The organism is Streptomyces sp. NPDC059142, assembly GCF_042755665.1.
In the GTDB taxonomy this organism is placed as follows: domain Bacteria; phylum Actinomycetota; class Actinomycetes; order Streptomycetales; family Streptomycetaceae; genus Streptomyces.
This window is the reverse complement of sequence record NZ_JBHZDA010000002.1, coordinates 101,294-112,393: the sequence shown is the minus strand read 5'-3', so window position 1 is coordinate 112,393 and position 11,100 is coordinate 101,294. Positions and strand designations below refer to the sequence as shown.

Below are 11,100 nucleotides of genomic sequence, written 5' to 3'. Positions count from 1 at the left end.
GGCGCCGTACCCCTCGGCGGCGCCCCGCGCCGCGCCCCCCCCGCGGGGGGCCGGGGGGACACCCACCCCCGCGGCCCGCGTGGTGCCCTGGGGCCGGCGGGGTTCCGGTGCGGGCGCCGGGCGGGCCGGCGCGTCCGTCAGGCGGGCTGGGTCGCCGCTGAGACCCGCTCGGCGCGCAGCGCCTCGTACCACCGGTCGTCCGTCGGCGGCAGCGCGTTCACATCGAGGGCCAGCTTCAGCAGCAGGTCCGCGATCTGCGGGTTGCGCGCCATCACCGGGCCGTGCATGTACGTACCGAAGACGGTGTCGTTGTACGCGCCCTCCGTACCGTCGCCCGTACCGTTGCCCCGGCCGAGCTGGACCCGCGCGAACGGCCGGGCCGCCGGACCGAGATGGGTGATGCCCTGGTGGTTCTCGAAGCCGGTGAGCTGCGGCAGGTTCAGCCGCGGGTCGATGTCCGCCAGGACGTCGCCGACGCACCGCTCGCCCTCGCCGCGGGTGGAGACCACGTCGAGCAGGCCGAGACCGGCCTCGCGCTCGCCCAGGTCGTTGACGAACTCGTGGCCGAGGATCTGGTAGCCGGCACAGACCGAGAAGACGATGGCGCCGTTGGAGACGGCCCGGCTGAGCCCGCCGTCGCGGCGCAGCCGCTCCGCCGCCAGCCGCTGGGGCCGGTCCTCGCCGCCGCCGATCAGATAGATGTCGCCGGAGGTCGGCACCGGCTGGTCGCTGCGGACGTCCACCCGTGTGACACCGAGGCCGCGCTGGCGCGCCCTGCGCTCCACCACGAGAGCGTTGCCCTGGTCACCGTAGGTGCTCAGCAGGTCCGGGTAGATCCACACCAGCCGCAGGTTGTTGTCGCTCATTCTGGCTCGTCCTTCCGGGTTCCGGGGGGTCATGTATCCCGACATGGCTTCAGTTGCCCACCCGTCTGCGCAGATCCTGGAACGACGTGTAATTGGCGATCGCCTCGATACGGCCGGGCGGTGCCATCCGCACGGCCTCGTCGGGCGTCTCGCAGACCCGGAAGTCCAGGCCCGCGACCTCCAGACGTACGGCGAGGTCCAGCTTGCGGTCGCCGATCACGAAGATCGGGTGCCCCGCGAGCCGGGTGTAGTCCACGTCCCACAGCCACGAGGTGTCCGTGCCGTCGGCGCCCCGGGCGTTGACGGCGAGGATGACCGGGGTGGGCGGCGGGTCGATGAGCGAGAACGTCTCCAGCCAGCCCGCCGGGTTCTTGGCGAGCAGCAGCCGCAGGTCACGGCCGAGGAAGGAGACCACGTCGTACCGGCCGGCGACGGCCTGCACCTGGTACATCCGCTCCAGGGCCACCTGCGGCGGCACCCCGAAGGTCGCCGCGACGGCGGCGGACGTCGCCGCGTTCGCCTTGTTGGCGCGCCCCGGGAGCTGGAGGTGGATCGGCCAGGCGGAGCCGTGCGGATCCAGTACGTGGTCGCCGTGGAGCGCCCAGGTCGGCGGCGGCCTGCGGAAGCCGCACTCGCCGCAGAACCAGTCGTCGCCGGGGCGCTGCATCACACCGCCGCAGGAGGGGCACGACCAGGCGTCGTCCTTCCACTCCTGGCCGGCCGCCACCCAGACCACGTTGGGCGAGGAGGAGGCGGCCCAGACGATCAGCGGGTCGTCCGCGTTGGCGATGACGACCGCCTTCGTGCCGGCCAGCCCCTCCCGCCACTTCTCGGCGAGCATCCGGGTCTCCGCGGCGCGGTCGAGCTGGTCGCGCGAGAGGTTGAGCAGCGCGATCGCCTTGGGCGTGGTGTCCCTGGCGACCCCGGCGAGATACTTCTCGTCGACCTCGATCACGCCGAACCGGGCGTCCGAGCCGCCTGCGAGGGCCGAGGTGATGCCGGCCGGCATGTTGGCGCCGAGGGCGTTCGACACCACGGGCCCCGCGGCCCGCAGCGCCTCGGCGATCAACCTGGTCGTCGTGGTCTTCCCGTTCGTCGCCGACACGAGGATCACGTCGAGATGCTGGGCCAGCCTGCCCAGCAGATCCGGGTCGAGCCGGAGCGCCACCTTCCCGCCGATCACCGATCCGCTGCCGCGCCCTGCGGCGCGCGACACCGCCGCCGCGGCTTTGCCCGCCGTCACGGCCAGCTTGGCCCGCGGCGTCAGCGGGTCCGTGTTGCCTGACATCGCCTTGATCCTCCTTGCGTCGGTCCGTGGGCCAGCCTATCGAGATCCGGCCAGGGCCCCGAACCGCGGCACCGGGCAGAGGGCGGGGTTCACCGTGGACCGTACCCTGACCGTCATGCGAAACCGTCCGATCCCCGGCAGTACCGGGCGAGTACGAGCCATGAGATTGCTCGGAGATCCCGCCCTCCACGCGCCCTGCGCACCCGTCACCGACTTCGGTCCCGCCCTCGGCGCGCTGATCGAGGATCTTTTCGCGACCATGTACGCCGCTCGGGGTGTCGGGCTGGCGGCGAACCAGATCGGCGTCTCCCAGCGGGTGTTCGTGTACGACTGTCCCGACGACGAGGACGTCCGCCATCTCGGACATCTCGTCAACCCCCGGCTGGTCCTCGCGGACGACCTGGTGCTGCGCGGACCCGAGGGCTGTCTGTCCCTGCCGGGCATCGAGGCGGGCACGGAGCGGTACGACCACGCCGTGGTGGAGGGCTTCACCCGGGACGGCGCACCGGTCACGGTGGAGGGCCGGGGTTTCTTCGCCCGCTGTCTCCAGCACGAGTGCGACCACCTGGAGGGCACCCTCTACTCCGACCGGCTCACGGGCTGGCGGCGCTCCAGGACCCTGCGGGCGGCGCGCCGGGCGCCGTGGGCGACGGGCAGCGCGCCCGCTCCGTAGCCCCTGGGATCCCGGTACTTCTCCGCGGGCCGTCCCGGGTTCAGAAGCCGGGGCCGCCCGCGCGGTCGTCGACCGCGGCCAGCCTGCCCCACAGGAGGTCCGCCAGGCTGCCCACCAACTGGGCGCGCGAGCAGGGGCGTTCCCCGAGCCACCAGTCGCCCGCGCCGTGCATCATGCCGACGATGCCATGGCCCCAGACGCGGGCGAGCTGTTCGCTGCCGGGGCCGAGGTCGACGCGTTCCTCTATGACCTTGGCCAGTTCCTCGCCGAGCCGGCGCAGCAGCGGCGCCGAGTGGCGGCCGACGTCGAAGCCCTGTTCCGGGAGCGGGGTGTCCTCGGCCGGGTGCATCAGGAAGCGGTAGACCTGGGGCCTCGCCTCGATCGCGGCGAGATACGTGTCCAGCGTGGCCTCCACGCGCTCGCGCCGCCCGGCGGGCGCGTCCAGCGCGGTCCGCAACGCGTCGAGCAGGGCGTCCGTGTGGCGCTTGGCCAGGGCCCGGTAGAGCCCGCCCTTGTCGCCGAAGTGGCGGTAGAGGATCGGTTTGGTGATGCCGGCCTCCGCGGCGATGGCGTTCATGGAGGCTCCCGGGCCGTCCCTGAGCACCACCCGGTCGGCCGCCTCCAGGAGCTGTCGGCGCCGTTGCCGGGCCGAGCGCTGCTGCTCGGCCTGCTGTGTGCTCTCCATCAGGTGTGTCTCCCCGCCCGTGCGATTGCGTGACGCACCGGAAACGTAACACCCTGTCCGCCGTCGATGCTGATCAGAAGGTGGCCGGTTGACATCCCCTACTTATGAGTAACAGACTGGTGTTACCGCAAGTAACAAAAGTGAGCGACACCGTGGTTCACGCGGTGCTGGAGGGGAACATGACCGAGTTCACGCTCGATCTCAACGACGACCAGAAGCAGGTTCGCGACTGGCTGCACGGCTTCGCCGCCGATGTCATCCGTCCCGCCGCCGCCGAGTGGGACGAGCGTGAGGAGACTCCCTGGCCGGTCATCCAGGAAGCCGCCAAACTCGGCATCTACTCCCTGGACTTCTACGCCCAGCAGTTCTTCGACCCCACGGGGCTGGGCATTCCGATGGTGATGGAGGAGCTGTTCTGGGGCGACGCGGGCATCGCGCTCTCCATCGTCGGTACGGGCCTGGCGGCCGTCGGCGTCCTCGCCAACGGTACCGAGGAACAGGTCGGCACGTGGATCCCGCAGATGTACGGGGACCCCGACGACGTGAAGGTCGCCGCCTTCTGCTCCTCCGAGCCCGACGCGGGCTCCGACGTCGGCGCCATGCGCACCCGCGCGGTCTACGACGAGGCCAAGGACGAGTGGGTCCTCGACGGCACCAAGACCTGGGCCACCAACGGCGGCATCGCCAACGTCCATGTGGTGGTCGCCGTCGTCGACGCCGGACTCGGCACGAAGGGCCACGCCTCCTTCATCGTCCCGCCGGGCACCCCCGGACTCTCCCAGGGCCAGAAGTTCAAGAAGCACGGCATCCGCGCCTCCCACACCGCCGAGGTCGTCCTGGAGGGCGTACGGGTCCCCGGCCACTGCCTGCTCGGCGGAAAGGAGAAGCTGGACGAACGCCTCGCACGCGCCCGTGAGCGGGCCAGGGCCGCCGAGAGCGCCGGCGGCGGCAAGGGCGACAGGGAACGGGTGAAGAACGCGGCCATGGCGACCTTCGAGGCGTCCCGCCCGGCCGTCGGCGCGATGGCGGTGGGCACGGCCCGCGCCGCGTACGAGGTCGCCCTCGACTACGCGAAGACGCGCAGCCAGTTCGGCCGTCCGATCATCGACAACCAGGGCATCGCCTTCCAACTGGCCGACATGCGCACCCGTATCGACGCCTCCCGGCTGCTGGTCTGGCGGGCCTCCTGGATGGCGACCACGGGCAAGCCCTTCACCTCCGCCGAGGGCTCGATGTCCAAGCTGTACGCGAGCGAGACGGCCAAGCAGGTCACGGCGCAGGCCGTCCAGATACTCGGCGGCAACGGCTTCACCCGGGAGTACCCGGTGGAGCGGATGCACAGGGACGCGGCGATCTACACGATCTTCGAAGGTACGAGCGAGATCCAGCGCCTGGTCATCGCCCGCACCCTGTCGGGCATGCCCATCCGCTAGGACTTTTCGTCCGGATCCGGCCGTACGGCGCCGGGCCCTCGTGTGCGGTCGAGGACCCGGCCGACGGGGTGTCAGGCGGGGAGCTGGGCCTCGATGGCCGCGACGACCTCGGGGGCCTCCGGCTCCGTGCGCGGCCGGATCCGGGCGACGACCTCGCCCTTCGGGGAGATCAGGAACTTCTCGAAGTTCCACTGGACGTCCCCGGCCTCGCCCGCCGCGTCGGCCGTCTTCGTCAGCTCCGTGTACAGCGCGTGCCGGGTGTCGCCGTTCACGTCCGTCTTCGCGAGCAGCGGGAAGCTGACGCCGTACGTCGTCGAGCAGAACGTCCGGATCTCTTCCGCGCTGCCGGGCTCCTGCCCCATGAACTGGTTGCAGGGCACGCCGAGAACGGTGAAGCCGCGCTCCCCGTAACTCTGCTGAAGCCGCTCCAGACCGGCGTACTGCGGGGTGAGGCCGCACTTGGAGGCCACGTTCACCAGCAGGACGGCCTTGCCCTCGTAGGCGGCCAGGGAGGTCGGCTCGCCGGTCAGGGTGGTCAGGGGGATGTCGTACAGCGTCATCTGGATCTCCTCGGTCGACGGCGGTCTGCCCTCATTGTGGACCCGCGGCCGAGGCGTCCGGCGGCCGGGCTGGTAGAGGTGGTCCGTGGACGAAACACCGCTCGAACCCCCGCCGCCCGCCGACGACGGCCGGCTCCCCGGCTCGGTCCCCGACGCGTCGGGCCCCCGGCCCGTCCGGTGCCGTATGTGCGGCAGACCGCTCACCGGCACGGCCTCGCGCCGCACCGGGCTCGGCCCCGCCTGCGACGCCAAACTCCACCCGCCCGCACCGGACATCAGGGCCCGGCGCCGGGAGGCCGAACAGGATCCGCTGCCCGGAGTCTGACCGGCGACGGCCCCCGGCGGCTCCCGGCGAAGCCCCCCCGGCAGCCCCGGCGCCCCCCCCGGCGGCGGCCCGGCGCCCGCGCCCCCGGTCACCCGACGGCGGGGACCTCGATGATCTCGCCCTTCTCGTCCACGGAGTGGGTCCGCCAGTAGACGTCCCACTTGTCGTCGACCTGCTTCGGCACCTTGCCCTCCGGGTAGCGGACGTACCCCTTCGGCGGGTCCTCGTCCTTGGGGACGCAGGCGCTGCCGGTGCTGCCCACGGTCATGACCGGGTACTCGCCGCCGCCGCAGATCGCGTCCTGCATCGAACAACCGGTCAGCGCCGCGACCGCCGCGCAGGCCAGGACGAGACCCGCGACCGAACGCCTCGGGCGCCGTCCGGGCGACGAGGTACGGAATCGGCTGGTGGTACGCATGGTGGGCTCCCTCTGTGTGGGTCGATGCGGCCATCCTGCGGGACGGCGCGCGGCTCGGCGTGAGTACTCGTACTCACCCGGCGGCGGCCCTGTCACCCAGACGCGCGGTACGGGCCGCGACCGGTGTTCCGGGCCGGACATCTGAATTTTCGTCAGCGCTGCAAATTCCCGGCACTTCTTGCAGATCGCTTACGTTTGCCTGCTGGTGGCCCCGAAACGACGACGAGTGCTCCCGTACAAGGGGTGCGAGCCACAACTCGGCGGGCAGGTCCGGGTATTCGGTTCGGTCCGGGCGGTGGACGACATGGTAATTCTCTGCAACTCTCTCACCGCAAAACGCAAATACTCCGTTCGTCAGTGCAGAAACGCATGCCTTGCAGACGTGCTGCCAGAGCCGCGCCCTCGCCGCCCTCCGCGCCGAGGCCGAAGATCGGGGATCCATGAGATCGCTACGCCGGAGATGGCGAGTCCTCGCCGCCACCCTTGCCAGCAGCCTGTTGATGGCCGGCTGGCCGACCCTCACCGCCGCGGCCGCCGACGGCCCCCGGGCCAAGGGCCCCGACATCGCCGCGGGCCGCACCGCGACGGCGAGCGCGACCGCCGCGGGCAGAGCCGCCCGCAGCGTCACGGACGGGGACCCGTCGACGTACTGGGAAGGCCGCGGGAAGAAGTTCCCCCAGTGGGTCCAGTCCGACCTGGGCGCCACGCGGCGCGTCGACCAGGTGGTGCTGCGGCTGCCCACCGGATGGACGGCCAGGAAGCAGACCCTCTCCCTCCAGGGCAGCGCCAACGGCGCCGGCTTCTCGACGCTGAAGACCTCGGCCACCTACGCCTTCAGCCCCGGGACGGGCAACAGGGTGACGGTCGCCTTCCCGGCCACCAGGGCCCGCTTCGTCCGGGCCGAGTTCACCGCGAACACGGCGGGGAAGCGGGCCCAGCTCGCCGAGCTGGAGGTGCGCGCGGCGGCCGCCGCCTCGGTCAACCTCGCCCTCGGCAGAACGCTGACCGCGAGCAGCTTCACCGAGGTCTACGGGCCCGGCAACGCGAACGACGGCAACCGGGCGACCTACTGGGAGAGCCGGAACAACGACTTCCCGCAGTGGATCCAGGCCGATCTCGGCTCCTCGGTCCGGGTCGACCAGGTGGTGCTGCGGCTGCCCGACGGCTGGGGCGCCAGGAACCAGACCCTGAAGATCCAGGGCTCCACCGACAACAACTCCTTCACCGATCTGACGGCGTCCAAGGCGTACGCGTTCAACGCGGCGGGCGGCCAGTCGGTGACGATCCCCTTCGACACCACCACCACACGTCACCTCCGGGTGCTGATCACCGCCAACACCGCCCAGCCCGGCGGACAACTCTCCGAGCTGGAGATCTACGGACCCGAGACCGGGGACACCGAGGCGCCCACCGCGCCGGGCGGACTCTCCTACACCGAACCCACCACCGGCCGGATCGTGCTGGCCTGGCAGGCGTCCACCGACAACACCGGGGTGACCGGGTACGACATCTACGCCGACAACGAGCTGCGCAGCAGCGTCCCGGGCAACGTGACCACCTTCACGGACACCCAGCCCACCGGGGCGACCGTCTCGTACTACGTCCGGGCCAAGGACGCGGCGGGCAACGTGTCGGCCAACAGCAACACCGTCACCCGGCGCGGTGACAGCGGGGACACCGAGGCGCCGACCGCCCCCACCGGCCTCGCCTTCACCGAGCCGTCGGCCGACGAGATCAAGCTGACCTGGGGCGCCTCGACCGACAACAAGGGGGTGACCGGCTACGACCTCTACGCCGACAACGTCCTGCGCAAGAGCGTGGCCGGCGGTGTCACCACGTACACGGACACCCAGCCCGCCGGGACGACGGTCTCCTACTTCGTCCGGGCGAAGGACGCGGCCGGCAACGTGTCCGTGGCCAGCAACACGGTGACGCGGAACGGCAGTCCGGGCTCCGCGTCGAACCTCGCCGTCGGCCGGCCGATCACCGCCTCCTCCGTCGTCCACACCTACGTGGCGGAGAACGCCAACGACAACAGCCTCACCACCTACTGGGAGGGCGCGGGCGGCAGCTACCCCAACACCCTCACCGTGAAGCTGGGCGCCAACGCCGACACCCGGAGCGTGGTCGTCAAGCTCAACCCGGACAGCGCCTGGGGAGCGCGGACCCAGAACATCCAGGTCCTCGGCCGTGAGCAGAGCGCGTCCGGGCTCACCGAACTGGTGGCGGCGAAGGACTACGCCTTCACCCCGGCGACCGGCAACACGGTGACCGTCCCGGTGACCGCGCGGGTCGCCGACGTCCAGCTCAAGTTCGCCTCCAACACCGGCTCGGGCGCCGGTCAGGTGGCGGAGTTCCAGGTGCTCGGCGCCCCGGCGCCCAACCCCGATCTGACGGTGACGGCGCTGAGCGCCTCGCCCGCGGCGCCGGTCGAGTCCGACGCGATCACCCTGTCGGCGACCGTACGCAACGCGGGACGGGCCGCGGCGCCGGCCGGGCCGGTCGAATTCCGGCTCGGCGGCTCCAAGGTGGCGACCGCGTCGGTGGGCGCCCTGGCGGCCGGGGCCTCGGCCACCGTCACGGCGAACATCGGAACGCGGGAGGCGGGTTCGTACCAGCTCGGCGCGGTCGTCGACCCGGGCGGGCTGATCGCCGAGGAGAACGAGACCAACAACAGCCACACCAGCCCCACCCCGCTCGTGGTGCGGGCCGTCGACAGCTCCGACCTGGTCACCGCGGCGGTCGCGACCTCCCCGTCCTCCCCGTCCGCCGGTGACACCGTCGCCTTCTCCGTCACGGTCAGGAACCAGGGCAACGTGGCGTCGGCCGGCGGAGTGCACGGCATCACCCTCTCCGTGCTCGACGCCAAGGGCGCCACGGTCAAGACCCTGACCGGCGCGTACAACGGCACCATCGCGCCGGGGGCGACCACGGCGCCGGTCGGCCTCGGTACCTGGACGGCCGTCGACGGCTCGTACACACTCAGGACGGTGCTGGCCCCCGACGCCAACGAGCTGCCCGTGAAACGCGACAACAACACCAGCACCCAGCCGCTCTTCGTCGGGCGCGGCGCCGACATGCCGTACGACCTGTACGAGGCGGAGGACGGCGTCACCGGCGGCGGCGCCCGGGTCGTCGGGCCCAACAGGACCGTCGGCGACCTCGCGGGCGAGGCGTCGGGCCGTAAGGCCGTCACCCTCGACGGCACCGGCAGCTACGTCGAGTTCACCACCAAGGCCAGCACCAACACACTGGTCACCCGGTTCTCCATCCCGGACGCGCCGGGCGGCGGCGGGATCGACGCCACCCTCAATGTCTACGTGGACGGCACCTTCCTCAAGGCCGTGGACCTCACCTCGAAGTACGCCTGGCTGTACGGGGCCGAGGCCGCCCCCGGCAACTCGCCCGGCTCCGGCGCGCCCCGCCACATCTACGACGAGGCCAACGTCCTGCTGGGCAGAACCGTCCCGGCGGGCAGCCGGATCAGGCTCCAGAAGGACGCCGCCAACACCTCGAAGTACGCCATCGACTTCGTCAGCCTGGAGCAGGCCACACCGATCCCCAACCCGGACCCGGCCACGTACGCCGTGCCGGCCGGCCTCGGCCACCAGGATGTGCAGAACGCCCTCGACAAGGTCCGGATGGACACCACGGGGAAGCTGGTGGGTGTCTATCTGCCCGCCGGTGACTACCAGACCTCCAGCAAGTTCCAGGTGTACGGGAAGCCGGTGCGGATCGTCGGCGCCGGACCCTGGTTCACCCGCTTCCGCGCCCCCGCGGCGCAGGAGAACACCGACATCGGCTTCCGCGCCGACGCCACGGCCAACGGGTCGTCCTTCAGCGGCTTCGCGTACTTCGGCAACTACACCTCGCGCATCGACGGCCCCGGCAAGGTGTTCGACTTCGCCAATGTCGCCGACATGGTGATCGACAACATCTGGAACGAGCACATGGTGTGTCTCTACTGGGGCGCGAACACGGACCGGATCACCATCAAGAACTCCCGGATCCGGAACATGTTCGCCGACGGTGTCAACATGACCAACGGCTCCACGGACAACCACGTCGTCAACAACGAGGCACGGGCCACCGGGGACGACAGTTTCGCCCTCTTCTCGGCGATCGACGCCGGGGGCGCGGACATGAAGAACAACGTCTACGAGAACCTGACGACGATCCTGACCTGGCGCGCCGCGGGGATCGCCGTCTACGGCGGCTACGACAACACCTTCCGCAACATCCATGTCGCAGACACCCTGGTGTACTCCGGGATCACGGTCAGCTCACTGGACTTCGGATACCCGATGAACGGCTTCGGGACCGGTCCGACGACCATCGAGAACGTGTCGGTGGTACGGGCCGGCGGCCACTTCTGGAACGGGCAGACCTTCCCCGGGATCTGGCTGTTCTCCGCGTCCAAGGTGTTCCAGGGCATCCGGATCAACGACGTCGACATCGTCGATCCGACCTACAGCGGCATCATGTTCCAGACCAACTACGTAGGAGGCCAGCCGCAGTTCCCGGTCAAGGACACCGTGCTCAACGACATCTCGATCACCGGCGCGCGCAAGAGCGGTGACGCCTACGACGCGAAGTCCGGCTTCGGGGTGTGGGCCAACGAGATGCCGGAGGCGGGGCAGGGACCGGCCGTCGGCGAGGTCACCTTCAACCGGCTGAAGCTCGACAACAACGCCGTCGACATCAGGAACACCACACCCAACTTCAAGATCAACATCAACCCGTAGACCGCCGTCGCGCCACCACGGAGGAGCGGGGCGGTGCCCGCCCGAGCCCCCCGCGGCGCCCCCCCCTCCCCCAGGCTCTTTTACACAACAACGAGCCCACGAGACGT

Annotated in this window: 9 protein-coding genes; 4 read left to right on the top strand and 5 right to left on the bottom strand. The window is 70.9% G+C overall.

Annotated elements, in window-relative coordinates:
* Positions 1-137 precede the first annotated feature (137 nt).
* Positions 138-866, bottom strand: coding sequence for a type 1 glutamine amidotransferase (locus ACFXPK_RS01700; protein ID WP_384994017.1), 729 nt, complete (start codon positions 864-866; stop codon positions 138-140).
* Between the two features lie 49 nt (positions 867-915).
* Positions 916-2,154 carry a MurT ligase domain-containing protein gene (locus ACFXPK_RS01695; protein ID WP_384994019.1) on the bottom strand — a complete coding sequence of 413 codons (1,239 nt, stop codon included), beginning with the start codon at positions 2,152-2,154 and terminating at the stop codon, positions 916-918.
* A 115-nt stretch (positions 2,155-2,269) separates the two neighbouring features.
* Here ACFXPK_RS01695 and def point away from each other — a divergent pair, with 115 nt between their 5' ends.
* Positions 2,270-2,827 (top strand): peptide deformylase, encoded by a 558-nt coding sequence (gene def, locus ACFXPK_RS01690; protein ID WP_384994023.1) that lies wholly within the window; start codon positions 2,270-2,272, stop codon positions 2,825-2,827.
* 40 nt (positions 2,828-2,867) lie between these two features.
* Here the strand turns inward: def and ACFXPK_RS01685 are convergent, their stop codons facing one another.
* Positions 2,868-3,512 (bottom strand): TetR family transcriptional regulator, encoded by a 645-nt coding sequence (locus ACFXPK_RS01685; RefSeq protein ID WP_384994026.1) that lies wholly within the window; start codon positions 3,510-3,512, stop codon positions 2,868-2,870.
* Positions 3,513-3,691: 179 nt separating this feature from the next.
* Between ACFXPK_RS01685 and ACFXPK_RS01680 the strand changes: the two genes are divergently transcribed.
* Entirely contained in the window at positions 3,692-4,945 is a 1,254-nt protein-coding gene (locus ACFXPK_RS01680; protein WP_384994101.1) for an acyl-CoA dehydrogenase family protein, read from the top strand.
* A 71-nt stretch (positions 4,946-5,016) separates the two neighbouring features.
* Here ACFXPK_RS01680 and ACFXPK_RS01675 read toward each other — a convergent pair whose 3' ends face one another.
* Entirely contained in the window at positions 5,017-5,505 is a 489-nt protein-coding gene (locus ACFXPK_RS01675) for a glutathione peroxidase (RefSeq protein WP_384994028.1), read from the bottom strand.
* 85 nt (positions 5,506-5,590) lie between these two features.
* On the opposite strand from ACFXPK_RS01675, the gene ACFXPK_RS01670 reads away from it, so the two are divergent.
* Positions 5,591-5,830: a DUF6011 domain-containing protein gene (locus ACFXPK_RS01670; protein WP_384994030.1), complete on the top strand. Its 240-nt coding sequence runs from the start codon at positions 5,591-5,593 to the stop codon at positions 5,828-5,830.
* Positions 5,831-5,918: 88 nt separating this feature from the next.
* Here ACFXPK_RS01670 and ACFXPK_RS01665 read toward each other — a convergent pair whose 3' ends face one another.
* Positions 5,919-6,248, bottom strand: a complete 330-nt coding sequence (locus tag ACFXPK_RS01665; protein ID WP_384994033.1) for an SCO0607 family lipoprotein — start codon at positions 6,246-6,248, stop codon at positions 5,919-5,921.
* A gap of 440 nt (positions 6,249-6,688) precedes the next feature.
* On the opposite strand from ACFXPK_RS01665, the gene ACFXPK_RS01660 reads away from it, so the two are divergent.
* A complete protein-coding gene (locus ACFXPK_RS01660; protein ID WP_385070449.1) occupies positions 6,689-10,993 on the top strand; it encodes a discoidin domain-containing protein in 4,305 nt (1,434 codons plus the stop codon).
* The last annotated feature ends 107 nt before the right edge of the window (positions 10,994-11,100 follow it).

Bases quoted from the DNA above. Each gene is read 5' to 3' on its own strand.
- ACFXPK_RS01700 (WP_384994017.1), bottom strand. From the start codon at position 866: ATGAGCGACAACAACCTGCGGCTGGTGTGGATCTACCCGGACCTGCTG.
- ACFXPK_RS01695 (WP_384994019.1), bottom strand. From the start codon at position 2,154: ATGTCAGGCAACACGGACCCGCTGACGCCGCGGGCCAAGCTGGCCGTG.
- def (WP_384994023.1), top strand. From the start codon at position 2,270: ATGCGAAACCGTCCGATCCCCGGCAGTACCGGGCGAGTACGAGCCATG.
- ACFXPK_RS01685 (WP_384994026.1), bottom strand. From the start codon at position 3,512: ATGGAGAGCACACAGCAGGCCGAGCAGCAGCGCTCGGCCCGGCAACGG.
- ACFXPK_RS01680 (WP_384994101.1), top strand. From the start codon at position 3,692: ATGACCGAGTTCACGCTCGATCTCAACGACGACCAGAAGCAGGTTCGC.
- ACFXPK_RS01675 (WP_384994028.1), bottom strand. From the start codon at position 5,505: ATGACGCTGTACGACATCCCCCTGACCACCCTGACCGGCGAGCCGACC.
- ACFXPK_RS01665 (WP_384994033.1), bottom strand. From the start codon at position 6,248: ATGCGTACCACCAGCCGATTCCGTACCTCGTCGCCCGGACGGCGCCCG.
- ACFXPK_RS01660 (WP_385070449.1), top strand. From the start codon at position 6,689: ATGAGATCGCTACGCCGGAGATGGCGAGTCCTCGCCGCCACCCTTGCC.